Genomic DNA, 24,453 nt, shown 5'->3' on the forward strand with positions numbered 1-24,453 from the left:
GGTAAACTGCTTATAAAAATTGGGTAGACACATAAATTGATTTGAGGTTGGTAAAATGAAAATAGCCATGGTAACCGAAACTTTTTTACCATCTGTAGACGGTGTAGTTACGCGAATAACCTCTACAGTTAAATGGCTTAGGGATCAAGGTCATGAACTGTTGATTATTGCACCCGACGAGGGAGTAACAGAATTTGAGGGAATACAGGTAAAAGGGATTCCATCACATTCCCTTTTTTTTTATAAAACGAGAAGGGTAGCGTTGCCTAGCAGGGAAGTCGGACGAATGCTTCATGAATTTCAACCGGATATTGTACATGTTGTGAACCCGGCACTCCTTGGAATGTCGGGTATTTACTATGGCAGGAAGTGGCCACTTGTTGCGTCCTGGCATACGAATATTCCACAATATGCAGATTACTATAAAGTTCCATATTTAAAGCCTGTTTTGTGGAGTATTCTAAAAACCCTTCATAATCAAGCAGATTTAAACTTATGTACATCCAAACCTGTTCAGAACGAATTAATAAACCGGAAATTTAAAAATGTACATGTTTGGAAACGGGGGGTTGATGTACATAAGTTTGGGATGCAGTATAAGGATCAGGCTGTACGCCATTATCTTTCCGGTGGAGAGACGGATAAGACGCTTTTATTATATGTTGGGAGATTGGCCGTTGAGAAGGAGATTGAAAAAATTCGTGATATTTTAGACCGCTCCGAACGCTTCCGTTTAGCAATTGTAGGGGACGGTCCACACCGTGAAAACCTTGAATCTTATTTTCGGGGCACAGCAACTGTCTTTACTGGATTTTTGCATGGAGAGGATCTTGCAAAGGCATATGCTTCTTCCGATGTCTTTGTTTTCCCCTCTACAACGGAGACGTTAGGTCTTGTTATTCTGGAGGCTATGGCTTCAGGATTGCCTATCATTGCTGCAAATAGTGGTCCAACTGCTGCCCAGGTTTCTGACGGTGAAAATGGATTGCTGTATAATTCAAAACGGAAGGATGACTTAGTTCGTACGGCAGTGAAAATACAAGATAAAAATTTGCGAAATTACATGGCAAATCATGCATATAAAACGGCACAGTCCTTTAGTTGGTCTGCACCAAGCAAACAGCTTTTGGATTATTATCAAGACCTGTTAAGAACAGATTAATGGCCCTTTTGATTCGACAAAATTCGGGAAGTGACAGGCACCCTATATGCGGGTGTTTAGCCATGTTATCATGCTGTCCAGTGCTTGCTGCTGGTGGGGAGCATGCCATGGATGGTGGTGTCCTTCAGAAAAGATGACATGGTCCTTCTCAGGAATCGTAACCGAATCTAAAAATTGTTTGATGGAATTTGGATGAATAATGGGATCCTCTTTGTCATAAAGGCATAACAAGGGTACCTGGAATTTAGATGCTTCCATTGTGGCATGTATCCCATTTTGAATCAGTTCTGTTAACCAGCGTGGTGTATATTGAGTCGTATGAAAAGGATCTTTGACAATATCTGAACCTGGCTCTGGTAAGTACGGCTTTAGATGACGGGCTTTTCGTAATATTTCGGCCCATTTAAATGGCTGAATCGTTAATTCTGGATTAATTCGCGAAATGAAGTTCAAGGTTCTTTTTATTGCACTGGGAATTGGAAAGCGTAATCCTAATGCCGGTGAAGATAGGATAAATCCTTTTACTTGCTGTGGATATGTTTGCCCATATCGAATGGCTACCAACCCGCCCAAACTATGTCCAAATAAAAAGACAGGGATGGATGGATATCGTTTTGAAACAGTGTTAATAAGTACTTTTAAGTCATCCAAATAATCGCTAAAACGATTTATATGACCGCGGTGACCTTCAGATTGTCCAAATCCTCTTAAATCAGGAGCAACCAGGGTGATATTATGGTCCATACAGCATTCACCAATATATTCATAACGGCCAGAATGTTCTCCAGCTCCATGGATTAATATAATTACTGCTCTAGGATTAGCAGGAAACCAAGCACGATAAAACAGGGTAAGATGATCGATGCTTTTAAAATGTCCGATGGTATCCATCTTGCCTTTACCTCCAGAAAATGTATGATGATTTTAGATTAACCCATTATTTGAATTTTACACGGGCTTACAAAGGACCATTAATTGGAATGGATAGATACGAATAAAACAGCAAAAAGATAGCCAGGATATGGTATCCGGCTATCTTAAATGTAATCTTTTTCCACCAGGAGACGTCATTATAGGCCTTTTAGCTTTCTAGTCCAGACTCGTACTTCCTACATGCTGCTGAATCTGATAATTGGAAGGCATGTCTTGGGTTTGGGTCATATTAGCTTGTTGTTGCTGATTACTTTGGTTGTTATTCAACATGTTCTGGACCGGCTGTGTCATTTGTTGAACATTTGGGTTATTTAATGTGTTTTGTACAGCATTGGAAACCTGTTGTGGTATCTTTTGAATCGTCCCGTTTTGAACGCCACGAGTAATACCGTAAATAGCGGCACCAGCAGCACCAATGGTAAGCAGGGAAGTCATCATACCGCGGTTATTCATGAAATCATCCTTTGTTAATTGGATTGGGCATTCGCTTCCAAGTAGAAGCAGTTTTAGTTTTTATAAATAATGAAGATCTATACGTTTCATTGTTTTCCATTTCTACGAGAGCAGCCATCTAAACATCTGATTTCTGATGAAGCGGTGGTGGTACTAACCAACCTTTTTCTTTGTTTAAACGCAGAAACTTTGCACCTAGTACAGCTTTTTGCATGTGGAATTGACCAAACATCGTTGCGATATCTTCACGAATACTTTGTCCAATCATTGTACTGCATGTAACTAATCCAGCAGCAATATCAGCAGAAATCTTAACGGAAATTTCCTGATCCATTGCCCGAGCCCCTGTTGGAATATCTTTTAAATTTACTTCGGCACGTTCCGGGGGTGTTGGAGGAAGACCCACTCCATTCTCCTTTAACAATGTTTCCACTTCCCTTATTTCCAGCTGACATTGACTAATTGCTTCGTCAATTAAGTTGATTAAATCCGCATCTCCTGCATGATTACGAAACGTTTGATAGCCTGCTACCATCCCTTTTGTCCCAGTTACAAATGACCAGGCACCAAAGACCTCTCCATAATGCATCGGCTCATCTTTTGGATTTCCACTTAAAATTCCCATTACAAACCTCCTAATTAAATTCATAAGGTATTCACCTTTCTTTCGCTTCGTATTTATATTCTCTTTAAGTTCCTGTTTTATGCATCATAGTTAATTTATTAATTAAAAAAGTGAAGCGTCTAGAAAAGACGCTTCACTTTAGGTTTTTAGTTTCTTTCACTTGCATCGTATTCATCATAGACAAGTCTTGTAACTTGAGTGGTTTCTTTGTTTTCTTTATCTTCCTGTGTAGCATTTTTACCATATGAATCATCCAGGTCGATTCCTGGTGCTTGGGCTGTATCAGGTACCTGATTACTTTTCTTTTTATCCATAAACTATTCCTCCTAATGGATAAGATAATTTTGTTCCATTAATGCGGTTGCAATTTGTTCTTCTGTGATAATTTGGTCATCAAATTCAATTTTTATTTCACCATCATCAGTATCGATTAACACTCTTTCCATGCCGTCATACTCATTCAAAAGTTTTTCAATTTGTTGAATCGTTTGATCAGTAGTTGCCTCTTGTACAAAAAATGTTACTTCAGACATAATAAGGTCTCCTTTTAATAGGATGTTCGATATTATTATGTCAAATTGTTAAGAAATCATGTTTAGAATATGAATAATGTGATATAATAAGAACGAATGTTCGTTTTGGGGGGGTTATGAAAAACCTGTTGATTCGATCGATTAATCATAATGAAAAGTTTCGTATGATTTACCTTTCCAATACGAATCAAATATCTCAAAGAACGATTCGTGTCATACGAATGAATGAGGATAGTATATTGGCATATTGTTATGAAAAGCGAAAAGTTAGAATGTTTAATTTAAGGAATATTTTGGCTGTGGAATTAATGGGTAAGCGGTTTGGTACTTAACTCTTGCTGTTTTGTCCAATTGCATAAAAGCTGCAGACGTACTCTTATACTCCATTAGGAGGACGTTTTTTATCTGAAATTCAAGGTGTGTTATGATTTCTGCAATAATAGTGGGGAGGGTGGGAGAATGAATTTAATCATGATATTTGGTCCACAGGCGGTTGGGAAAATGACAGTGGGTCAGGAATTGGAGAAAATAACCGGTTTAAAGCTGTTTCATAATCATATGACTATTGATCTGTTATCTTCGGATTTACTAAGGAAATGTGGAGATTATCCAGTCTGTTCCGGATGGAAGTGTTTAAAGCAGCTGCAAAATGTAATAAGAATGGATTAATTTTTACGTTCATATGGGCATTTGACGAGCAGGAAGACTGGGATTTTGTCGAAGAGGTAGAAAGGATAATTACATCATACGGGGGAAATATCTATATGGTGGAACTGGGGGCGGATGTTAATGAAAGGCTGCAGCGAAATAAAACCTCGAATCGGTTAGAAAAGAAACCATCAAAAAGAAACATTGAAGCATCGGAGAATGAATTGCTTGCAACCATGAAGAAACACAGACTGAATTCAAAAAACGATGAAATAGCACGGGAAAATTACATAAAAATGAACAATACTGATCTAGGTTCAGAAGATGTTGCCAGGGTGATTAATGAAAAATTTCTATTGTAGGATGAGCATGATCTTTCCACGTTAGAAAGGGGGAGAGTTCTGATACACAAACTGCTCCCCCATTCACGAAAAAGACGAGCAAATTCCTGTTTTTTTTACCCACGTCATTAACTCGCTGTAAGATCCTTATCGAGGAGGGTTCTTGATACTTCAAGAATGATAAGTGGGGAACGGGCAGCCAGTAAACTCCTAATTCTGTTCATCCAGTAATCAGTGGGGGATGAAAAAAACTGATTGAGGATTCACGTTATCAAATGCTGGAATGGTGCTTATAATAAATCTTGACTTTTTGTCGGATTGTCTGTAATATAAAAACAAATAATAGTGAACCTTTAAATCAGTCCTGTGAGGCTGGTAAGGTTGTGCGGATGAACCTGTACTTTAATAGCAAAATAGGGATATGCCCTTTTTTGCTGCGTACAAACGTGCACCTTGCCAGGACGCCAGGCAAGGTGCTTTTTTTATTACATTAGGAAAGTATGTATTAAATTTTAGCTGAGAGGTGTGTATGACAGCTAAAATTTTAAACGTCTAAAGACGGGAAAATGCGAGTTTTTCGGAATACCAATTTCTTATAGAGGAGAGAAAAATTATGTCACAGCGTGAAATCCAAGTTGATGAACGTTTACCAATTTTGCAAAGTTTACCATTAAGCTTCCAGCACTTATTCGCGATGTTTGGTTCAACAGTATTGGTGCCAATTTTATTCGGAGTGGACCCAGCAACAATCCTTTTGATGAACGGAATTGGTACCATTCTATATATTTTTATTACGAGGGGAAAAATTCCTGCCTATTTAGGGTCCAGTTTTGCATTTATCTCTCCAGTTACGGCCGTACTAACAACTGGTGGCGGCTATGGAGCAGCATTGGGCGGATTCTTTGTCGTTGGTCTTGTGCTAGTACTTGTAGGGTTGCTGGTTAAGATAGTAGGAACTTCATGGATAGATGTCATATTCCCGCCAGCAGCAATGGGCGCAATTGTTGCAGTAATCGGATTGGAACTTGTTCCAACCGCTGCAGAGATGGCAGGATTACTGCGGCCGGCTGATGTAGCAGTGGATACGACAGCGATTACAGTAGCATTATTAACACTTGGTTCAACGATTATTTATTGGGTAACGATGAGAGGATTCTTAAAAATCATCCCAATTCTTTTGGGGATTGTGACAGGTTATATTATTGCAACGATATTTGGAATTGTAGATTACTCCGTAGTAAGTGAAGCAGCATGGATTCAAATGCCAACCTTCTACGCAATAGAGTTCAACTGGTCTGATATTTTGATTATTCTACCAGCCGCATTAGTATTAATACCAGAACATATTGGTCACTTGGTTGTCACTGGAGGTATTGTTAAAAAAGACTTGGTGAAAGACCCAGGTTTGGATCGTTCGTTATTCGGTAATGGTATTTCTACGATGATATCCAGTTTCTTTGGTTCTACTCCAAATACAACTTATGGGGAAAACATTGGAGTATTAGCAATTACCCGGGTTTACTCGACTTGGATCATTGGTGGAGCAGCACTTATTGCCGTTGTACTATCATTCTGCGGTAAATTAGCAGCCTTAATTCAGTCGATACCAACACCAGTTATGGGGGGGATCTCCCTGCTTCTATTTGGTATCATCGCTGTGAGTGGTTTGCGTATGCTGGTTGAACAAAAAGTCGATTATAATAAATCACAAAACTTAATCCTAACATGTATCGTACTTGCAATTGGAGTAAGTGGAGCTTCCTTAACCATTGGCGAAGTGGCATTATCCGGAATGGGCCTTGCAACCATTGTTGCCATTGTCCTAAGCCTATTCTTTAAACTTCTGGACATCCTAAAACTATCCAACGAATAAGGTGCCTGTTACTTCTCGAATTTTGTCGAAAGCTCTGCGTTTTTTTACTGCAGAGCTTATTCTATGATTTAGATTTGCTTTGTAGATTTTGATATGATAAAGGAAAAGCGACGAAGAAAATGTGAAAGTACATAGGAGTGACGAAATTGTACAAAACACACAAAGCAAAAATTGTTGTAATCGGCAGTTTATATATGGATATTGTTGTAGAAACAGACCGAATTCCCTTAATAGGAGAAACACTTCGTAAAAAAGTCATCCTAAATCCTGCACCAGCTTTGGATATACCGAAAGATATTTTTAACTATATCGATTATATGACGCCAAATCAAACCGAGCTTGCTTATTACACTGGCATAGATGATGTAGGTGAAAAGATTGAAACTGCTATTCTGAAAATGACCAATTTAGGTGTTTCACATGTAATTACTACACTTGGCTCTGATGGATCTGTTTATTTAAAAGAAGGTAAAAAAGTAACCTACCAAAAGGGTTACACAGTCCCAGTAGTTGACACAACTGGTGCAGGAGACTGTTATAATGCAGCATTAGCAGTATAAATAGCCAGTGGCGAAGACTTGGATAATGCCATTGATTATGCTTCAAAGGCATCTGCACTCGCTGTTACAAAATTCGGTGCACAAGCAGGTATGCCAACGAAAAAAGAAGAGAAGAGTTTCACTCAAAAAATTATAGAGAAATGTAATACAACCTCCCATTTAATTTGATATTTCTCCTCTCCTAAGTAAGTGAATACTCTAAATAAATTTCAATTCGTTCAGAAAGCGTAAGTTTCACCAATTGGTGTAACTTACGCTTTTTTTAATTTTTTTGGAGATTCTAGGATCTTAGTGCCTGTCACCTCCCGAAATTTGTCGAAGGATACTGTTATTTAAAATAGATGCCAACCTAATTTCTTTTGTTATATTTATCCCTTACAAAAGTGAATGTGCATACATACGATGCCATAAGGCGGATGATTTGGAGGTGAAAAAATGTCTAGACATTATTATGATCTATGTTGTCGTTATAAAGGAAGGGCAGTAGAAATTGTTACTAGGGATGGAAGAAGGCATCGGGGTATTATTAAACATGTCGATTCTGGAAGAGTGTATATCCAATCTATTGGAGGTAGAGGTTTAGGCGGGTTTGGTTACGGCTTTTATGGACCAGGGTTTGGCTTCGTTCCTGGATTTGGTTTTGGAATTGCCTTGGGCGCAATAACCTCCTTAGCCTTACTTCCATGGTTCTGGATATAAAGGGGTGTGAAATCGGCAGAATAGCCGATTTCTTTTTATGCAGCTAATTTAGGTGATATTGTAAATAATGCAAATCAAATGATAAAACGTGATAAACATCTTTTCAAAAAAAGTTCCTATTGAATATTTTAAGATAAAGGAGGGATTATATGTTTCCAACAGGCAGACCTAGGGGACCAGCAAGACCAACGAGGCCAATGCATCAGACGCCACCACGGCCACCGCGTGATCCTTTTATGTTTGGTGGTCCAGGGAGACCAGTACAAGGGCAGCAACAGAATTCCGGTATTCAAAATGTACTATCCATGTTTCAGTCACCAGACGGAAATCTGGATTTTGAAAAAGTAATTGGAACGGCCCAGCAAATTAATGGGATTTATAAGCAAGTAAGTCCAATGATCTCCAGATTTATTAATCGATAATATAATCCAGCACCTCAGGAAGAGTACCATTTTAAGGTGGAAACAAAATAGACTAATTTCATATGATAGTATATTCAATTTAAAGTAAGGTGGGATAAAAATTGCAGAAAACCTATTTGGATTGTTTAGCAGAACTTGGTGTTGGTGGTGCTCATCCTGGGGGATTAAAGCTTACGAAAAAAATGTTGAAACCGGAAGTCATAAACGAATCTACGAAGGTTTTAGATGCAGGTTGTGGAACTGGTCAAACAGCTGCAAATATTGTACAGCTTTACGGTTGTACAGTTACGGCGTTAGATTATAATAAAATGATGGTAAAAAAAGCAAGATCGAGATTTGATGCTTTAGGGCTTCAAACCGATGTCATCCATGGTAATACGGAGAATTTACCATTTAACAATAAAGTTTATGATATCATTTTATCAGAATCCGTTATAGCATTTTCGGATGTAACTAAAACCATCCATGAATTTAGTAGAGTATTAAAAGAAACTGGAGTGTTACTTGCTATTGAGATGGTTCTGGAAAAGGATATTCCAGAAGAGGAATTATCTATGCTTTCTGAGTTTTATAGTATTTCAAGATTTAGAACAACAGGGGAATGGATGAGAGAATTTAAAGATGCAGGTTTTAATCGAATTGAAGTGGAAAAATATGAACCTAAATTCGATGCACATGATGTTGAAAATGCGCCTGACTTTTCTTTATCTGAAGAAATGGATGATCAGTTATTTGATATTCTTGAACAGCATGAACAATACATGAAAAAATATAAAGATACCCTCGACTTCCGCATATTTCGCTGCAGCTTTTGAAGGAGCTTTCTTTAGAGGTTCTCATTTGAGTTTCTTTTTAGAAGTGCCTGTTACTTCCCGAAATTTGTCGAATTAAATAATTTTTGACAGGTTTGGTGGATAATTTCACTGAACTTTTTTTCAGTGGACATTTGTAAACAATGGTTAAATAATGTCCAGATATATAATTCCGGAATATGTGCTGCTCAAGCAGCCAATGATCTACATTTAATTCTTTCGGTACAAACCTCTTACCAAGAGGAGATATTCAACATCAAAACTGGATGGTTCAAGATACAAATGTTAAAATCGATTAAAATTCCCTATTGTCATTTATCTTAGAAGACTTAAGTCATTCCAATCTTCCAACTCATTATGCTGCTTCGAAAAGTTGCTATGAATTGGATATTAAAAAAAGAAAACCTAAATCCTCATTCAACATTCTTCCTGCTAGCTATCTACAAAATCGTGAGACTTCCGACTGTGGGGCGTCTCACGATTTAAATTCTTACATTCTATCTGTCGACATAATTCTACAAAAACCGGGAAGTGACAGGCACCAAATTAACCAAATTATTGGGCGTATTTGTTGACTTCGAATAGGTCGATTAGTTCGATTTTAGGGTTGTTTTCCTTGAACCAATTGAGGGCAAATTCGTTTTGGAAAAGAACGAGATAGTTATTATGACGGTCTCGAACAAGCATTCTTCGTTCATCAAAGAGGGATTCATCCACTTGTTGTTTTGGATCTAACCAGCGCGGAATTCTCTCACCAATCATATCAAATAGCACTTCCACATTGTATTCATTTTCCATGCGGTATTTAAATACGTCATACTGCAATTCTCCGACCGCTCCAAGAATATAGGATTCAGTACGCCTATCCTTGAATAACTGGATAGCACCTTCCTGAACAAGCTGCTCAATTCCTTTCTTAAACTGCTTGGACTTCATGACATTTTTGGCTGTCACCTTCTTAAATAGTTCAGGAGGGAACTGTGGCAGTTCATTATATTCAAACTGATTCTTTCCTTCAATTAGCGTATCGCCAATTTGATATGCATTCGGATCATATATTCCGATAATATCCCCCGCATAAGCTTCTTCAACGGTTTCCCTTGTTGAAGCAATAATTTGCTGGGATTGGGAAAGCTTCAGTGATTTCCCTGTTCTGGCAAGGTTTACATTCATACCGCGTTTAAATTTGCCAGAGCATACCCTTAGGAAAGCAATCCGGTCACGATGTGCTGGGTTCATATTGGCTTGAATTTTGAAAATAAACCCGGAAAAATCCGGGTTATCTGGATGTACAACGCCTTCTGTTGTTTTTCTTGGTTTAGGTGTTGGCGCCATCGAAATAAACGTGTCAAAAAAGATATCTACGCCAAAAGGGGCTAAGGCACTTCCGAAAAATACAGGTGTTTGTTCCCCTTTTAAGATGGCATCCAGTAAAAATGGATTTCCGGCTTCATCCAGCAATTCTACTTCATCACTTGCAGATTCAAACGTTGCCTGCTCCACTATCTCCTGATGCTTATCCAATTCATCGTAAGGAATATATGTTTCTTCTTCGTTCCCGTTATACTGTACAAATTGTTTACCATGACGGTCAAAAATTCCAAGGAATCGTTTTCCCATGCCTGCGGGCCAGTTCATCGGATATGTTTCAATATCCAGTACTTCTTCAATCTCCTCCAGCAGTTCGAATGGTTCTTTTCCTTCCCGGTCCAGTTTATTAATAAATGTAAAAATTGGAATTCCACGCATGCGGCAAACCTTAAATAGCTTTAATGTCTGTGCTTCAATACCTTTTGTAGCATCAATAATCATGACCACGCTGTCGACAGCTGTCAGTGTCCGGTACGTATCCTCACTAAAATCCTCGTGACCAGGAGTATCAAGGATATTTACCTGTAAATCCTTGTATTGAAAATTCATGACACTGGAGGTAACCGAAATTCCACGCTGTTTCTCGATTTCCATCCAGTCAGATGTTGCAAATTTACCGGATTTTTTCCCTTTAACGGTTCCAGCAGTCCGAATTAAATTTCCAACTAAGAGCAAGCGCTCAGTTAATGTTGTTTTACCTGCATCCGGGTGGGAAATAATGGCAAAAGTTTTTCTTTTATTTACTTCATTTGTTATATCAGTCATAAAAAATCCCTTTCGTTTAATAATGGGCTGTTTTCGATAAGAGTGTTGTTTCTTCAAGTAGTACCCCAGCCCATAAGCCGTCCTCAAGTGTGCATAGTACATATTTTTCCGTAGTGGGTGATTAAGGAACCAACTATTATTTCAAACCTCTCAAATTGTGTTCAGATTTTATATCACATTGGAAAACGCTCCTTCTTTTTCATATACCTATCAATCCCTATCATAATATTATAACCTTTATTAATATACTATATTAGAGCTGAATTTTGTATCGGTATAGTTGAAGGAAATTTTTTAATAGGTATTTGGTAGATAATGGGAAAAATATGACAATAGTGAAATTTAGTTATTTACAATGTTCTTTCAACTGAGTTATTGTTATAATAAATATTTGTAAAGTCTTTGTAAATTTGGGCGTATGGTTTAATAACTTGAGGAGGGACTAGCAAGTATGAAAATAGACATTAATGGAAACTCTCTAGAACTGATGATAGGAGACATTACTAAACAGTCCACAGAAGCCATTGTTAATGCTGCAAACGGGACGCTAATGGGCGGTGGAGGTGTTGACGGTGCCATTCATCAGGCTGCTGGTAGTGATTTAGTAGAAGAATGCAAGAAAATTCGTGAGGAAGACTTGGACGGCAACTATCTTCGTACAGGAAAAGCGGTAATCACAAAAGGTTATGACCTTCCTGCAAAATTTGTCATTCATACTGTTGGACCAGTGTGGGACGGGAACAAGCAAGCAGCTAAAGAGCGCTTGGTCAACTCTTATATAAACTCTCTGAAGCTGGCGAAGGAAAATGGGATCAACAGTATCTCTTTCCCATCTATTTCTACTGGAGTATATCGCTATCCCGTCCAGCTGGCATCCATTGTGGCGATAAATGCAATCATTAATTTTCTTCAAAATAATACTTTTGGTGAAGTTACGATGACATTATTTTCCGAGAAAGATTACCAGGTGTATGAAGATGCACTGAAAAAAGCTTTAGATAAACTGGATTATGCTGTATAGATGTTCAATCCCTTGGTGTCAAGGGATTTTTTGTTGTTTATAAGCTCCTGGAGGCAGGGTGTTTTCGTTTTTGGCAAGAATCAAGATTTAGCTAATATGGTAATATTTGAGGTCTATCCTTTTTTTGAAAAACCGATTATGATTAGTTTCAGAGAGTGATGAACGAAAAAAGACATAGAGATATAGAGTCTATCATCGCTTTCATTCAAAAAGGCAAAGTCGCTGAAATGCGATGACGCAAAGCCAACAGGCCTAAGGTAATGCATGCTAGGGCGGCTGGGTTACAGAAGAATGGAGAATGAGGCTCTAACGAGTTTATTTCGAGATTCTTCCGATTCAAAAAATCATTTTGTTTTGGAGGGATATTTTTTATGTCAAATAAGCAGTACGCTTCTATAAATATTCAAAAAAAGGAAGGAAATAATAGATTGAAAAAGTCATTTACGAAGTTTCTCACAGTTATGTCTGCTGCAGTAATAATGGGTTCGGTTTTTGCGGGTGATAAAGCATTTGCTTCAGAAACTACTATAAATCCTGGTTCATTAGATATGCCTACAATTAATGTACTGAATTTTAATTCTGTAACGTTAGATGGTACAATCCAAAATAGCTATGCTAATATTGACGGATTTACTATAACTGACTCGAGAGGTTCTGGTGCAGGGTGGAATGTCGTTGTAACTGCAAGTCAATTCACATCTTTAGATAATAAAGTATTACCAAAAGGAAGTTTATCGATTGCTGCACCAACCGTAACTGCGCAGGAAGGATCTTCTCTTGCCTCACTGATTGCAACAACCCCTGGGATTATCGATAAGGATGATGTAGGAGTGAAAATTTTAAGTGCACCTGCTAATGAAGGAATGGGTAAATTCGATATTGCATTTCCTGCTAACGCATTAGATTTAACATTAAATCCAAAAGATGTATATGCTGGAACATATACTTCAACTATTAAAATAAACCTAACAACAGGACCTTAATTTATATTATTTGGAACATAGCCATGGCTTATACAGCCATGGCTAATTTTCATGTTAGGTAAGCATAAACTTTTAGAAGCGGTTTGACGGAAGCTAAAATATTAACGATCCCAAGTAGTAAAAAAAAAGATGAGTGAATACGATTTTTTCTAATAAGGTAAGAAAGTTACCCCAGATTACTTAAGATGGATCACTCTCCATCTTTCACCTTTTTTTGAACGCGTACTTATAAGGAAGATGCCAAGTTTTTCATTGGATACAAGCACTCTATCTGGAAAAGATAAGTACATAAGGAGTGTTAAAGTATGAAAAGTATTTCCAGCACTGTTATTTTTTCCTGTTTAAGTGTAGTTATGTTATTTCTTTTTGGTATGAGTGACATTGCTTTTGCGCAAGAAGAAAACCTTCCATTAATGATTGAACCGATTTATCCGGAAAATCATAATCCCGAAACAGTTGGTTATTTTGATTTATCCGTAAATCAAGGGGAACGGCAAACTCTTGAAGTAAGGATTACAAACCAGCAGGATAAGGAAGTTCTAGTTAGTATTAAACCGGCAAATGCATTTACACATCCATCTGGAGGGATTATTTATGAAAACGATATAGACTCACCAGATACTCGTCTTTTAGAGAATGCTGTACGTGTTGCTGAGTATATAACGGTTGATGAAACAGTAACGATTCCTCCACGAACGTCTATAAGTATTCCTATAGACTTACATGTGCCGGAAGTAGAAGGGCAAACCTTTTTGGGTGGAATACTGTTTACTACGTATGGAGAGGAAAATGAAAATCAGGAAGAAGTGGAAGACGGAACTGCTAACTTTGTCATAAAAACAGAAACTGTTCATGCGGTTGCTGTTCAAATGAATTTAGTAAATGAAGTAGGATCGGACTTTTTACTAGGAAATGCAGGTTTTATTCCGGAAACTGCCCAAGTGTATTCGGAAATGACAAATCATGCCCAAAAGATTCAGGATGGAATAACCGGTACATATTTTGTTACAGATGGGGAGGGAAATGAGTTATTTAGTGGAAAGTTTGGTCCATTTAATATGGCACCAAATACTGCTATAAGGTTCCCGATTCGATGGGGTCATGAAATGTTGGAAGACGGTAAGTATACTCTTCATATGGAAGGACTAAGTGGGGATAAGACTTTTGAATCATCCGAAACTTTCACCATTGAAAATAGTGATGTAGAAAAGTATGTTGAGCATACACAAACTGATTTACCACAAGCCCAAATCGAAAAAGGGATACCAATGTGGGGTTGGGTTATAGGAGCAGTTTTATTTGGATTAATCATGTTTTTTATAGGGAGAAGGAGACAATAGTACACAGCAAATCTTTCATATAGACCCGCATTCTCTATCTCTATAGTGACAGCAACTCCTTAATTTACATCATTTTCTATGAGAGTCAGCTCTTGTAGTATTGTGTGGAGTGCTGCTTAAAAAATCATTTTGTAACATTACGTGCCTATTTGTGTTCGTGGGACATTAAATTTGGCTATATTGAACCCAGGTTTTCTGTCTAAAATTTTCCTTTCTTAACTTGTAAAAGTAGTACACCAATTGAAAATGGTGTACTATTTTGTTTGTATTCAGTAAGTTTATAACAAAATTACTAAACTAATTTCTTCATCTAACAATCAGTGGGGAATGAAGAAACCCCTTTGATTGGTTTAACTTTATTTGGAAATTAATATCCCAGCTTCTTTCAATGCAGCACATGCCGATTCCAACTTCTTTTTTGAATCAGCCTTAATCGTATGAAGGTGAATTCCGTCTGTTAAACTGGATAAATAAGTTGCATTGGTTTCCTGGATTTTTTGGAGAAATTGATTGGCTTCAAAGCGGCTGCTCACACGTATGGACGCAGTTAAATCACCATATACAGGATGTTCCACAATGACGTCCTTTAACGTTACTCCATGATCCACTATTAGATATAGTTCCTCTGGGGTTTGTTCTGGTGAGTGCTGACAAACGATCACCATTTGTTCTAATACTTCATCTTCATTTTGATGTAAATAGATGTATCCTTGGCTTGTTGCAACAATTGGCTCTCCCATTGCTTTTAAAAGAGACACATCCTGAACGATAACTTGTCTGGAGACATTCGTTTTTTTTGCAAATTCCGTTCCTGTGATTGGTTTAAAGGTTTCCTTTAACAAGCGGGTGATAAGTGTCTGTCTGTCAGTGGACGACATTTTATTATGTTCCTTCATTTGTTTTCCTCCCAGTTAATCCTTCTATCAGTTTGCGACTAAAAAAGTCGGAGCATTGTATTTAAATACAATATCAAAAAACCTCCGAAACTAACTATTTTGATGTGATAGGGAAAAATCACACAAATATTCTTTTATAAATTTACGTAATTCTCTTGCTATTATATTAATCTTATGTAAATATAGATGTCAAGACAGTTGAATATACTAAAACTTTATCCGAGTTTCTAATACTTTGTAATGACAAGTTCTTTCCGGTTTGTGAAAGGGTTATCAATCTCTTTTTGCGATAATGTGATTTATTTCATGAATAGAATTATAAAACTCTATTCAAGAAGGTGAAAATTATTGAGAGGAGGCAAGGTTAGAGTAAATAACAATAATAGCAATGTAAGAGTCTGCCAAAATGATTAATTTTAAATGTGAAATGAATAACGAACAAAATTTCCCGAATTATACATGTAAGGAGTTAGAATCATGAATCAAATAAAGTTGCGTACATTGCTTCAATCTTTTTTATTGGAGGATATTGGAGACAATGATATAACAAGCCAGTCTATTTTTCCACTTCGAATGATAGGGAAAGGCGTATTTCTAGCTAAGGAAGATGGGGTTCTTTCCGGTTTGCAGATTATGGAGGAAGCCTACCATTTGCTGGATCCAAAGATTGAAGTAACTCTCTGTTATTCAGATGGGGATCGAATAGCTGCCGGAGCAAAAATTGCGGAAGTGGTTGGACCAGTATCCCATTTGCTCACTGGCGAACGAGTAATTTTAAATTTAATCCAAAGAATGAGTGGAATTGCAACGATAACAAATCGATGTGTGGAAACGCTTAACGATTCCTCCATCCAAATTTGTGATACAAGAAAAACGGTTCCAGGACTGCGAATGCTTGATAAATATGCTGTTGTTTGTGGCGGAGGAAAAAACCATCGCCAAGGCTTATATGATGGGGTAATGATTAAGGATAATCACATCTCTTATTGTGGCTCCATTACGAAAGCAATTGAAGCAGTTAGGGAACAAATAGGTCATATGGTGAAAATCGAAGTTGAAACAGAAACAAAGGAAGAAGTAGTTGAATCTGTTGAGGCTGGTGCAGATGTAATCATGTTTGATAATCGTACACCAGAAGAGGTGAGGGAATTTTCGAAATATGTACCGGAATCTATTGTAATGGAGGCTTCAGGTGGAATTAACCTGGATAATCTAGCAAGTTATAGAGGGACTGGTGTTCATTATATTTCACTAGGCTTTTTAACACATTCTGTAAAAGCAATGGATATTAGCTTCCAAGTTAAAGAGGGGAATAAAAAAGATGTCGAATAGGATGAAGAGAAATATAAAGCTAAGTATTTTAGTAGTGGTAGGATTCGTGATTCTGGCTGCATGTGGTAAGGAAGAAGGAACTCCGTCCGACATTTCCGTGGATACAGGTAATGATCCCATTCAAACTACGATAATGGGTGGACGTACCGGTGGAGCATGGTCCGTATTCACAGAAGGTGTAGCGGAATCGATTCGAAGGGAAAATGATGGATCGATTGTAACCGTAGAACCTGGTGGGATTATTGAAAATCCGCTAAATGTTGGTACAAATAAGACTCCCTATGGTTTGTCTTATGCTATGACAGCTTATGCTGCTTACAGTGGCGAGGAACCGTATGACCAGGCTTTTGAAGATATTCGAGCCATTAGTGTTGTCATTCCATCCAATTATTATCAATTTATTGTTAGATCGGATGTAGAGTATAATTCGATCGATGAAATTATGGAAAAACAGCTGCCTGTCCGTTTGGCAGTTGACCAAAAAGGCTCAGCAGGTGAAATTATTACCCGGAACATCTTGCAAGAATACGGAGTAACTTATGATGATATTATATCCTGGGGCGGATCTGTGGATCATTTGGGAGATTCAAAAGCATTTGAATTGATGGCAGATAAGCGCATCGATGCGACCGGTGATGCGGTATCAGTTCCTTCCAGTAGTATTATTGAAGCAGCTACGACCAATGATTTAAAACTTTTCGGGTTAAATCCTGATATTATTGCATCCGTTTCAGAAAACCTTGGTATGGAAGCTGGGATAATTAAAGCGGGCAGCTATGATTTTTTAGAAGAGGATATAGCCACTGTCAATACACCAGCGATATTTATTGTCAACAAGGATGTACCGGAAGAGGAAGTGTATTTGGTAACGAAATCCATTTATGAAAATCTGGATTATTTAGGTACCGTCCATGAAGAATTTAAAAATTTAACGGTAGAAAAGATGGCGGAGGTTGGAAATGTTCCACTACATCCCGGTGCAGAGAAATTTTTTAAGGAAACAGGATTAATAGATTAACTTACATTCATTTCCTTTTAAGGGGGAGCTTAGTTTTATGGGCGTAAAAAAAGCGATTACAGGCTGGTTTCAAGTAGGATACAGGCGTCCTTTATCAGGCGTCCATTTAACGGTTGTTGTAGTCATTGCATTTATTCTATCTGTCTTTCAAATTTGGTCCATATTGTGGGGAAAGCTGGATCCAATGAATCAAATGGCGATTCATTTGGCGTTTATATTGGCACTGACTTTTTTAGTATACGGTTATTCGAAAAAAACACGCAATGAATCCAGGTTGGTACCAACGAAAACAGATTATGTTTCCGCAATTTTAGCGGTTAGTGCGGGGGGGTATTTTACATTCCATGCTGAACGGATTGCTGTACGTGTTCCCATTATGGAGCCTTTGACGAATTTAGATATCTTTTTTGGATTTATATTTCTTGTTTTGACTATTGAAGCGGCAAGGAGAACGATTGGCTTGCCGATTATTGTTATTGTATTTCTATTTTTTGGCTATGCATTGTGGGGACATCATTTGCCTGGGGTATGGGGACATCGGCCGTTTGGTACGGTTGAATTTTTGGATGAGCTGGCGTTTAGTTATAACGGACTTTGGGGATCACCCATCTCCGTTGCTGCATCGATTGTGTTTATGTACATGCTGTTTGGAGCGTTCTTGAAAAAAGCAGGTGCGGGGGAGTTCTTTTTCAAATTATCCACTGCCATAGCAGGGAGAACAAAGGGTGGAGCAGCCAAGGTAGCTGTTCTAACGAGTGCTTTTTTTGGTTCCATTTCCGGAAGTCCCACGGCGAATGTTGTAACAACTGGCTCATTTACAATTCCAGTCAGTAAAAAAACGGGATATAAGCCATCCTTTGCGGCCGCTATCGAAGCAGCATCTTCAACAGGCGGGAGTATATTGCCGCCGATTATGGGATCATCCGCTTTCCTAATGGCTTCTGTAACCCAATTGCCGTATGGAACCATCGTTATCGCCGCTTTCATTCCTGGAGCTCTTTACTATGTATCTTTATTGATGATGGTTCATTTTGAGGCGTTAAGATTGGATTTACCACGGGCTGATGATAAAGATATTCCGAAAATATCCGCATGTTTAAAAGAAGGCTGGTTTTACTTTATTCCGCTAATCATATTAGTTTTCTTTCTTACGCAAGGTCATAGTGCATCCCGTACTGGGTTTTACGGTATTTTAGCGATAGTGGTTGTAAGCTGGTTTCGGAAAAAGACAAGAATGGAATTCCGTGCGATTTTCGATTCGATGGTAGATGGTGCCAGATCCTCTATCCCTGTAACGACCGCCTGTGCTGCGGCAGGGATGGTGATAGCTGGAATGATGTCTACAGGACTTGGCGGGAAGTTAACGAGCATTGTTCTTGGTTTAACAGTAGGAATGCTCATTCTTACTTTGATCTTAGTTATGCTGATTTGTATTATTCTTGGTATGGGAATGCCTGTTGCAGCTGCATATATTTTAACAGCAATGTTAGCGGCACCAGCATTAATGGAGTTAGGAGTTTCAGTAATGGCAGCACATTTGTTCATTGTGTATTTCTCTATTTTCTCTGCGATTACCCCTCCTGTTGCTGTTGCTGCGTTTGCTGCAGCAGGAATTGCTGATGCAAACTCAAACAGGGTTGGATATCAGGCGGTACGTTTAGGGTTGGTTGGATTTATAGTCCCTTATATGTTTGTATTAGAACCGGCTTTATTGATGGAAGGTTCCAGAGGTGAAGTCACTGTTGCCATTGTTACTGCTTTTATAGGGGTAATTGCACTTGCTGCTAGTGTGATTGGGTGGATGGTGATAAAGATGGCTCCTATAGAGCGTGCGATTTTAATTGCGGGCGGTTTTATGACCATGTATCCAGGGGGATTATCAGACGTATTTGGAATTGCTGTCATTATTCTGGTTTATGTATTACAGCTAAGAAGACGGTCGCGAATCTTAAAGTGGAATGAGGATATGGACGTGAATGTCAATGAGAATCAATCAGTTGTCGGCAGTTAACGTCCGGCATTAATTTTCGACAAATTTCGGGAAGTGACAGGCACCAAAAATGTTAACATAGGACAGCTTGCTATGGTATATAGATATACATGTATATTAGATTAGGAGGGTTATCATGGTGAGGGATTTTTATTGGAAACATACTGGTGAAGGTCTTTGGATCATGAAGGAAAAGGATTTATATTCGGTTGGACTGACAATGGAAGTATTGACTCAATTGGAGGACATCACGTTTTTAGACCTACTTTCACTTGATGAAATCCAAAAAGATGAACCGTTTCTTCATGTAGAATCTCGTAAGGCAGTTCATGAATTTCCACTTCCACTGTCAGGAAAATTAACAAAAATCAACAATAAAATGATGGATGAGCCGGAACTACTTAATGAATTAACGTGGGTTGTGATGATCGACAGTATTTCAGAAGAGGAATTTATGAAACTGGAGCATTATAAACCGCAAAGAATGAAAAGAAAAGTAGGATGAAATTCCTTCGACAAAATACAACAAAATCCGGGAAGTGACAGGCACCTCCCGAATTAGATGGTTTTTAGGAGTAATTTTTTTAGCAGTGGTGCGAAGTGTTCTGGTAATTCCGAAACACTTGGTACCATGATTCGTTCTTTTCCGTATATATTTTTCATCGTCAGGTCTTCCGCTTCATCAATTTCGCCATCAGATAAAAACATTCCAATGACTTCCATTCCTTTTTTTCGTGCTTCCGATACAGCAAGATGCGTATCTACAATCCCATTTTGGTCGTAACCAGATGCAGCAGGTTCACCATCCGAAAAGACCAGTAAGAACTTGTTTTTCTCATGCCGTGCTTCTAGCTCTTTTGTAATCACACGAATGCTAAAGCCATCGCGATTATCTTCCTGTGGCTCGAGCTGCATAATTTTTGCGCCGTTGTTCTGATGAAAAGAATCATTGTAGGAATGGATGACATGAAAATAATTTGGCTGATAATTTTCCTTCACTTCCATTGCATCTTCCCAGAAACCGATGATGGAGTGGGGGATTTTAAATTGCTTTAATACTTCGTGAAACAGGACAATTCCACGTTTTGTCTCCTCCATTTTTCCCTGCATGGAGGCAGAACAATCAACCAGCAAAGTAAACGCTGCATCAAACTCTTTGGATTCTTGATTTTTTTTATAGAAAACGCGGGGAGTTTCATCAAGAACAACTGGCAGTAATTTTTTTGATAGGCGTCCAATAATTAAATCTCTTCTTGGTGCATTCTTTTTATGTTCAATCGTCTTTTTAATCGTGTTGGCGAGTTTTCGTTTGTACGGCTCGATATCCATCACGTATTCTTTGTAGGCCATGACATCATCACTGGTCGGTAGTTCGGCTTCTTTAACAAGGTTCACGGCATCTTTATTTTCCTCACCGAATTCATATTCCCCATTTTTGCCTTGAGTGGATTCCTGTTTTTCCAGGGACTCAAGCTCCGAGAAATCTTTGTTCTTAGACTGTCCGGAAGCACCTTGAATGGTACCCATAGCCTGGTCTGCATCCTCTGTCTCCCTGGCACCGCCGCCCATCATATTGGTTTTTGTACCGACATCCAGCTCAAACTGGAGGAATGTCTGCTTTCTGTCACTGTTTTGATTTTCCCGATGCCAGCTGGAAAATCGTTCGTCTATATATTCATTCTTGTCATCGTCGACTTCTTCTTTGTCATCATTTTTGAGTTCATCCGTCCGTGTCAACTCATCAAATAACGTATCTTTTTTCATTTCTTCCAAATGGCCAATTGGAAAAATAAAATATTCATAAATCGTATCTTTATATATTTCATCTAAGCGAAATACAATTTGCTCACTAATCCGTGCTATGTCGCTCGTTGTTTTTGCTTCAAAAACAGAATACAGAAGTGGTTTTAAGTTATCCAATTGGTTGAGCTGTGCCTCATTTACTCTTGGAAAACTTGGATCAGGGTTATCCGCCTGAATCAATAAATAGATGAGGCAAAATAATTCATCCAGTGCAAGCCCCCTTGTAACATGAGAATTCAACTCATTTTCAAACTTGTGCTTCAAATACTGTCTGCGTATGTCAAAAACCTTTCTTGTGCCAGGACGCTCTTTTTTAATTTGTTCCTCGAGGCGGATATCTTCCAGCAGAGCAAACAATTGGGAAGAGAATTTAGGCAGACTTGATTCACTAATGTTATCAAGGTAATTTTTCATTACCGTAACATTCGAGTAACGCAATGATCCAATGGTCCGTAAAAACACATCAGATTTTTGACCAGCCTCCTTATACTCTTCCTTGGCCGTATCCCACATTCGGCTTGCTGTTACTTTTTCATCAATAATATCGATGAAGGAGCCAAAGCTGAATTCAAATGCCACATTTGGATTACCGGATAGAACCGTCGTTAAGTCCTGCAGCTGCATGAAAAAGTTGGTATCCACCTTCCGATCATGAAAACGATACATGTTGTATGCTCCTATCTAAAATAGTGTTTCTGTTAAATTCATGACAAACTCCCGTTCTCTGTCCTCATCTAATTTATCGATAATCGAACGTTTAATCGCGCGTTTTGGCGGAATTATTACACTTAAGTCACAAGCATCCAACAGTGCGCGAATGGAAGCTGCATCTTCGGATAGTTTTCCTTGATACACTGCTTGAATTAAATCTGCGGATAATTTTACGAACAAGTTAATTGTTGTCTCATCCGTTAATTTCGTATTGCTCTGGATAAGATTTTTCAGTTGTTCTCCTTCAATATATGGTACTTCGATCACGACAAACCGGTTTTTCAGTGCTTCATTTAGTGGAACGGTTCCAATATACCCTTCATTGATAGCGGCAATTACACCAAAGTCTTCCTTTGCTGTAACAATGTCGTTTGTAAATGGATTAGTAATTGTTCTCCGATAGTCAAGTACACCGTTAATCAATGGCAATGTTTCAGGTTTTGCCATGTTAATTTCATCAATATATAAGAAAGTACCATTCGTCATCGCATTGATAACAGGCCCTGGAACGAATTCAATAACTTGTTTTTCATCCTCATAGGCTAAGGTTTTAAATCCTAATAAACTCTCCGCATCTAAATCAACGGAACAGTTGACACTGAACATTGGTTGATCGAATAAGTTCGAGAGGGTTTCAGCAAATTTTGTCTTTCCAGCACCTGTTGGTCCTTTCAGTAAAATGTTTTTCCCCATGCTTAGGGCTGTGATGGCATCTATCAATAGTTCGATATTTGGAGGCATGTAACCGCCCTGACGAATTAGTTCGTTAAATGTTTCCCCAGACTTTCTATGCTGTTCAAGAATCTCAGAAATCGACTCTGGCAATTGATAATTTGTATTCATAGATAAACTCCTTTCTCAAACATTGTAAAGTTTTTTACGGTGCCTGTCACTTCCCGGGTTTTGTCAATTTTTGTCGATTGTTACGTGAGAGGTGTGAATAAGGTTGTAATGATGGGTATGTATAAACTGTTCCACTATGTAAGGAGTGTCAAACTCATCTAAAAATATTGTAAACCTTATTTAAATAATTGTTGACAATAAAAGGGCATCAATCTATAATCGAAACAGTAAGAAAATTATGCAATGAACTTTATATCCATTTTAATTTAAGAAGAAAGGAACGGATTGGTATGAACAATCAAAATAGAAGATTACGAACACTTCTTAACTGTTCCATTTTTGCTGCAGTTACAGCAATTTTGGCGCAGATTGAGATTCCATTACCCCTTATTCCAATAAGTGGACAAACCCTCGCAGTCGGTATTGCAGCCACTATTCTCGGTAGTCGACAAGGTACGTTATCCATGGTATGTTATGCAGCAATTGGGGCAGTCGGTCTCCCGGTATTTGCAGGTTTTAGTGGAGGTCCACAAGTCCTTGTTGGACCATCTGGTGGATACATATTTGGATTTATTGCAGCTGCTTATGTGACGGGGCTTATTTTGGAGAAAACGAAATTTACCATTCCTATGGCGTTAGTCGCTAATATTGTAGGGATGGTAGTTACGTTGATTTTTGGAACAATTCAGTTGAAATTCGTTTTAGATTTAGGGTGGAATGCAGCAATTGCTGCAGGTGTTTATCCATTTATCGTTGTTGGATTAATTAAAGCCTTTTTGGCAAGCTGGATTGGTATAACTGTAAGACAGCGGCTGCTTCAGGCAAACCTTCTTAAAGAAAGCCAAAAGGAAGTTGCTTGAAATCGTCCAAAATAAAGGATTATATTTTCCGCATCAAAAAGCCAGTTATCAAGGGATAACTGGCTTTTTCGTTAAGTTTTTCTCAAATGATAAGAAAGTATAAATTTGCGCTTTATGTCTAGCTCCATCGCCCAGCGACTAGCGGACTTCCCTCACCTCTGTACGATAAAGAAGACTTGCCGATTGGTAAAACCAGAGGCTTAGTCGCACTTATACCCTTGCGGTGAAAGTCAACATCGACTCAGTTTTTTTAGGAAGGCGGACTAAAAGCGGGCCAGCGCTCAGGCGTCGGCATACCCCTATGAAGGGGCATGTTTCCTTTTCGCTCTTCAAGCATAAGATTCACTAAGATTTTTACATTCGTAAAAATCAAGATCATCTAATCTCCTACGGGGACTGTTCGGTTAGAACCGCCGCTTTGCACGGCAACACCGAACCACCTGGCATGGCCAGGCGCAG

25 protein-coding genes, 1 pseudogene and 1 riboswitch are annotated in these 24,453 nt (G+C 38.4%); of the genes and pseudogenes, 17 read left to right on the forward strand and 9 right to left on the reverse strand.

The window, feature by feature from the left end:
* The first annotated feature begins 55 nt into the window (after nucleotides 1–55).
* Nucleotides 56–1,162 carry a glycosyltransferase family 4 protein gene (locus GMJ66_RS01670; RefSeq protein ID WP_156288599.1) on the forward strand — a complete coding sequence of 369 codons (1,107 nt, stop codon included), beginning with the start codon at nucleotides 56–58 and terminating at the stop codon, nucleotides 1,160–1,162.
* Nucleotides 1,163–1,204: 42 nt separating this feature from the next.
* On the opposite strand, the gene GMJ66_RS01675 is transcribed toward GMJ66_RS01670, so the two are convergent.
* From GMJ66_RS01675 to GMJ66_RS01695, 5 genes are all read right to left on the reverse strand, one after another.
* Nucleotides 1,205–2,053: an alpha/beta hydrolase gene (locus GMJ66_RS01675; RefSeq protein WP_156288600.1), complete on the reverse strand. Its 849-nt coding sequence runs from the start codon at nucleotides 2,051–2,053 to the stop codon at nucleotides 1,205–1,207.
* 198 nt (nucleotides 2,054–2,251) lie between these two features.
* The gene (locus GMJ66_RS01680; protein ID WP_156288601.1) at nucleotides 2,252–2,548 is read right to left on the reverse strand and encodes a hypothetical protein; all 297 of its coding nucleotides are present in this window, start codon (nucleotides 2,546–2,548) and stop codon (nucleotides 2,252–2,254) included.
* Between the two features lie 118 nt (nucleotides 2,549–2,666).
* Nucleotides 2,667–3,173, reverse strand: a complete 507-nt coding sequence (locus GMJ66_RS01685; RefSeq protein WP_156288602.1) for a DUF3231 family protein — start codon at nucleotides 3,171–3,173, stop codon at nucleotides 2,667–2,669.
* 146 nt (nucleotides 3,174–3,319) lie between these two features.
* Nucleotides 3,320–3,487 carry a hypothetical protein gene (locus tag GMJ66_RS01690; protein WP_156288603.1) on the reverse strand — a complete coding sequence of 56 codons (168 nt, stop codon included), beginning with the start codon at nucleotides 3,485–3,487 and terminating at the stop codon, nucleotides 3,320–3,322.
* A 12-nt stretch (nucleotides 3,488–3,499) separates the two neighbouring features.
* Nucleotides 3,500–3,706 (reverse strand): heavy-metal-associated domain-containing protein, encoded by a 207-nt coding sequence (locus GMJ66_RS01695; RefSeq protein ID WP_156288604.1) that lies wholly within the window; start codon nucleotides 3,704–3,706, stop codon nucleotides 3,500–3,502.
* A 116-nt stretch (nucleotides 3,707–3,822) separates the two neighbouring features.
* Between GMJ66_RS01695 and GMJ66_RS01700 the strand changes: the two genes are divergently transcribed.
* The 8 genes and pseudogenes from GMJ66_RS01700 to GMJ66_RS01735 all read left to right on the forward strand — a co-directional run bounded on the left by GMJ66_RS01700 (nucleotide 3,823) and on the right by GMJ66_RS01735 (nucleotide 9,064).
* Entirely contained in the window at nucleotides 3,823–4,038 is a 216-nt protein-coding gene (locus GMJ66_RS01700; protein ID WP_156288605.1) for a WYL domain-containing protein, read from the forward strand.
* 127 nt (nucleotides 4,039–4,165) lie between these two features.
* Nucleotides 4,166–4,716 (forward strand): annotated as a pseudogene (locus GMJ66_RS01705) (shikimate kinase).
* A gap of 592 nt (nucleotides 4,717–5,308) precedes the next feature.
* A complete protein-coding gene (gene uraA / locus GMJ66_RS01710) occupies nucleotides 5,309–6,568 on the forward strand; it encodes a uracil permease (protein ID WP_156288606.1) in 1,260 nt (419 codons plus the stop codon).
* 146 nt (nucleotides 6,569–6,714) lie between these two features.
* Nucleotides 6,715–7,128 (forward strand): PfkB family carbohydrate kinase, encoded by a 414-nt coding sequence (locus GMJ66_RS01715; RefSeq protein WP_156288607.1) that lies wholly within the window; start codon nucleotides 6,715–6,717, stop codon nucleotides 7,126–7,128.
* 18 nt (nucleotides 7,129–7,146) lie between these two features.
* Nucleotides 7,147–7,296 carry a hypothetical protein gene (locus GMJ66_RS01720; RefSeq protein ID WP_156288608.1) on the forward strand — a complete coding sequence of 50 codons (150 nt, stop codon included), beginning with the start codon at nucleotides 7,147–7,149 and terminating at the stop codon, nucleotides 7,294–7,296.
* 267 nt (nucleotides 7,297–7,563) lie between these two features.
* A complete protein-coding gene (locus GMJ66_RS01725) occupies nucleotides 7,564–7,827 on the forward strand; it encodes a hypothetical protein (protein WP_156288609.1) in 264 nt (87 codons plus the stop codon).
* A gap of 149 nt (nucleotides 7,828–7,976) precedes the next feature.
* A complete protein-coding gene (locus GMJ66_RS01730) occupies nucleotides 7,977–8,249 on the forward strand; it encodes a YppG family protein (RefSeq protein ID WP_156288610.1) in 273 nt (90 codons plus the stop codon).
* Nucleotides 8,250–8,350: 101 nt separating this feature from the next.
* Nucleotides 8,351–9,064, forward strand: a complete 714-nt coding sequence (locus tag GMJ66_RS01735; protein ID WP_231514780.1) for a class I SAM-dependent methyltransferase — start codon at nucleotides 8,351–8,353, stop codon at nucleotides 9,062–9,064.
* 552 nt (nucleotides 9,065–9,616) lie between these two features.
* Here the strand turns inward: GMJ66_RS01735 and GMJ66_RS01740 are convergent.
* On the reverse strand, nucleotides 9,617–11,197 hold the full coding sequence (locus GMJ66_RS01740; RefSeq protein ID WP_156288611.1) for a peptide chain release factor 3: 1,581 nt from the start codon (nucleotides 11,195–11,197) through the stop codon (nucleotides 9,617–9,619).
* A 451-nt stretch (nucleotides 11,198–11,648) separates the two neighbouring features.
* Between GMJ66_RS01740 and GMJ66_RS01745 the strand changes: the two genes are divergently transcribed.
* The 3 genes from GMJ66_RS01745 to GMJ66_RS01755 all read left to right on the forward strand — a co-directional run bounded on the left by GMJ66_RS01745 (nucleotide 11,649) and on the right by GMJ66_RS01755 (nucleotide 14,541).
* Entirely contained in the window at nucleotides 11,649–12,218 is a 570-nt protein-coding gene (locus GMJ66_RS01745) for an O-acetyl-ADP-ribose deacetylase (protein ID WP_156288612.1), read from the forward strand.
* A gap of 202 nt (nucleotides 12,219–12,420) precedes the next feature.
* Nucleotides 12,421–12,507, forward strand: a riboswitch (cyclic di-GMP riboswitch).
* Nucleotides 12,508–12,589: 82 nt separating this feature from the next.
* Nucleotides 12,590–13,201: a WxL domain-containing protein gene (locus GMJ66_RS01750; RefSeq protein ID WP_156288613.1), complete on the forward strand. Its 612-nt coding sequence runs from the start codon at nucleotides 12,590–12,592 to the stop codon at nucleotides 13,199–13,201.
* A gap of 305 nt (nucleotides 13,202–13,506) precedes the next feature.
* Nucleotides 13,507–14,541 carry a WxL protein peptidoglycan domain-containing protein gene (locus tag GMJ66_RS01755; protein ID WP_156288614.1) on the forward strand — a complete coding sequence of 345 codons (1,035 nt, stop codon included), beginning with the start codon at nucleotides 13,507–13,509 and terminating at the stop codon, nucleotides 14,539–14,541.
* A 356-nt stretch (nucleotides 14,542–14,897) separates the two neighbouring features.
* On the opposite strand, the gene GMJ66_RS01760 is transcribed toward GMJ66_RS01755, so the two are convergent.
* The gene (locus GMJ66_RS01760; RefSeq protein WP_156288615.1) at nucleotides 14,898–15,437 is read right to left on the reverse strand and encodes a transcription repressor NadR; all 540 of its coding nucleotides are present in this window, start codon (nucleotides 15,435–15,437) and stop codon (nucleotides 14,898–14,900) included.
* 477 nt (nucleotides 15,438–15,914) lie between these two features.
* Here GMJ66_RS01760 and nadC point away from each other — a divergent pair, with 477 nt between their 5' ends.
* The 4 genes from nadC to GMJ66_RS01780 all read left to right on the forward strand — a co-directional run bounded on the left by nadC (nucleotide 15,915) and on the right by GMJ66_RS01780 (nucleotide 20,282).
* Complete coding sequence (gene nadC, locus GMJ66_RS01765; RefSeq protein ID WP_156288616.1) at nucleotides 15,915–16,769, forward strand: carboxylating nicotinate-nucleotide diphosphorylase; 855 nt, start codon at nucleotides 15,915–15,917, stop codon at nucleotides 16,767–16,769.
* Nucleotides 16,759–17,787: a TAXI family TRAP transporter solute-binding subunit gene (locus tag GMJ66_RS01770; RefSeq protein ID WP_156288617.1), complete on the forward strand. Its 1,029-nt coding sequence runs from the start codon at nucleotides 16,759–16,761 to the stop codon at nucleotides 17,785–17,787. Before nadC ends, GMJ66_RS01770 begins: the two co-directional genes overlap by 11 nt.
* 37 nt (nucleotides 17,788–17,824) lie before the next feature.
* Nucleotides 17,825–19,798 (forward strand): TRAP transporter permease, encoded by a 1,974-nt coding sequence (locus GMJ66_RS01775; RefSeq protein ID WP_156288618.1) that lies wholly within the window; start codon nucleotides 17,825–17,827, stop codon nucleotides 19,796–19,798.
* A gap of 115 nt (nucleotides 19,799–19,913) precedes the next feature.
* On the forward strand, nucleotides 19,914–20,282 hold the full coding sequence (locus GMJ66_RS01780) for a hypothetical protein (protein WP_156288619.1): 369 nt from the start codon (nucleotides 19,914–19,916) through the stop codon (nucleotides 20,280–20,282).
* Between the two features lie 53 nt (nucleotides 20,283–20,335).
* On the opposite strand, the gene GMJ66_RS01785 is transcribed toward GMJ66_RS01780, so the two are convergent.
* Nucleotides 20,336–22,246: a vWA domain-containing protein gene (locus GMJ66_RS01785; protein ID WP_156288620.1), complete on the reverse strand. Its 1,911-nt coding sequence runs from the start codon at nucleotides 22,244–22,246 to the stop codon at nucleotides 20,336–20,338.
* A 15-nt stretch (nucleotides 22,247–22,261) separates the two neighbouring features.
* Nucleotides 22,262–23,134 carry an AAA family ATPase gene (locus GMJ66_RS01790; protein WP_156288621.1) on the reverse strand — a complete coding sequence of 291 codons (873 nt, stop codon included), beginning with the start codon at nucleotides 23,132–23,134 and terminating at the stop codon, nucleotides 22,262–22,264.
* A 290-nt stretch (nucleotides 23,135–23,424) separates the two neighbouring features.
* Between GMJ66_RS01790 and GMJ66_RS01795 the strand changes: the two genes are divergently transcribed.
* Nucleotides 23,425–23,994, forward strand: a complete 570-nt coding sequence (locus GMJ66_RS01795) for a biotin transporter BioY (RefSeq protein WP_156288622.1) — start codon at nucleotides 23,425–23,427, stop codon at nucleotides 23,992–23,994.
* Nucleotides 23,995–24,453 lie beyond the last annotated feature (459 nt).

This window comes from Oceanobacillus salinisoli (assembly GCF_009733865.1).
Classification (GTDB): domain Bacteria; phylum Bacillota; class Bacilli; order Bacillales; family Amphibacillaceae; genus Oceanobacillus; species Oceanobacillus salinisoli.

What these genes read in the sequence shown, in the direction of transcription:
- GMJ66_RS01670 (WP_156288599.1), top strand. Translation starts at nt 56, where the DNA reads ATGAAAATAGCCATGGTAACCGAAACTTTTTTACCATCTGTAGACGGT.
- GMJ66_RS01675 (WP_156288600.1), bottom strand. Translation starts at nt 2,053, where the DNA reads ATGGATACCATCGGACATTTTAAAAGCATCGATCATCTTACCCTGTTT.
- GMJ66_RS01680 (WP_156288601.1), bottom strand. Translation starts at nt 2,548, where the DNA reads ATGAATAACCGCGGTATGATGACTTCCCTGCTTACCATTGGTGCTGCT.
- GMJ66_RS01685 (WP_156288602.1), bottom strand. Translation starts at nt 3,173, where the DNA reads ATGGGAATTTTAAGTGGAAATCCAAAAGATGAGCCGATGCATTATGGA.
- GMJ66_RS01690 (WP_156288603.1), bottom strand. Translation starts at nt 3,487, where the DNA reads ATGGATAAAAAGAAAAGTAATCAGGTACCTGATACAGCCCAAGCACCA.
- GMJ66_RS01695 (WP_156288604.1), bottom strand. Translation starts at nt 3,706, where the DNA reads ATGTCTGAAGTAACATTTTTTGTACAAGAGGCAACTACTGATCAAACG.
- GMJ66_RS01700 (WP_156288605.1), top strand. Translation starts at nt 3,823, where the DNA reads ATGAAAAACCTGTTGATTCGATCGATTAATCATAATGAAAAGTTTCGT.
- uraA (WP_156288606.1), top strand. Translation starts at nt 5,309, where the DNA reads ATGTCACAGCGTGAAATCCAAGTTGATGAACGTTTACCAATTTTGCAA.
- GMJ66_RS01725 (WP_156288609.1), top strand. Translation starts at nt 7,564, where the DNA reads ATGTCTAGACATTATTATGATCTATGTTGTCGTTATAAAGGAAGGGCA.
- GMJ66_RS01730 (WP_156288610.1), top strand. Translation starts at nt 7,977, where the DNA reads ATGTTTCCAACAGGCAGACCTAGGGGACCAGCAAGACCAACGAGGCCA.
- GMJ66_RS01740 (WP_156288611.1), bottom strand. Translation starts at nt 11,197, where the DNA reads ATGACTGATATAACAAATGAAGTAAATAAAAGAAAAACTTTTGCCATT.
- GMJ66_RS01745 (WP_156288612.1), top strand. Translation starts at nt 11,649, where the DNA reads ATGAAAATAGACATTAATGGAAACTCTCTAGAACTGATGATAGGAGAC.
- GMJ66_RS01750 (WP_156288613.1), top strand. Translation starts at nt 12,590, where the DNA reads ATGTCAAATAAGCAGTACGCTTCTATAAATATTCAAAAAAAGGAAGGA.
- GMJ66_RS01755 (WP_156288614.1), top strand. Translation starts at nt 13,507, where the DNA reads ATGAAAAGTATTTCCAGCACTGTTATTTTTTCCTGTTTAAGTGTAGTT.
- GMJ66_RS01760 (WP_156288615.1), bottom strand. Translation starts at nt 15,437, where the DNA reads ATGAAGGAACATAATAAAATGTCGTCCACTGACAGACAGACACTTATC.
- nadC (WP_156288616.1), top strand. Translation starts at nt 15,915, where the DNA reads ATGAATCAAATAAAGTTGCGTACATTGCTTCAATCTTTTTTATTGGAG.
- GMJ66_RS01770 (WP_156288617.1), top strand. Translation starts at nt 16,759, where the DNA reads ATGTCGAATAGGATGAAGAGAAATATAAAGCTAAGTATTTTAGTAGTG.
- GMJ66_RS01775 (WP_156288618.1), top strand. Translation starts at nt 17,825, where the DNA reads ATGGGCGTAAAAAAAGCGATTACAGGCTGGTTTCAAGTAGGATACAGG.
- GMJ66_RS01780 (WP_156288619.1), top strand. Translation starts at nt 19,914, where the DNA reads ATGGTGAGGGATTTTTATTGGAAACATACTGGTGAAGGTCTTTGGATC.
- GMJ66_RS01785 (WP_156288620.1), bottom strand. Translation starts at nt 22,246, where the DNA reads ATGTATCGTTTTCATGATCGGAAGGTGGATACCAACTTTTTCATGCAG.
- GMJ66_RS01790 (WP_156288621.1), bottom strand. Translation starts at nt 23,134, where the DNA reads ATGAATACAAATTATCAATTGCCAGAGTCGATTTCTGAGATTCTTGAA.
- GMJ66_RS01795 (WP_156288622.1), top strand. Translation starts at nt 23,425, where the DNA reads ATGAACAATCAAAATAGAAGATTACGAACACTTCTTAACTGTTCCATT.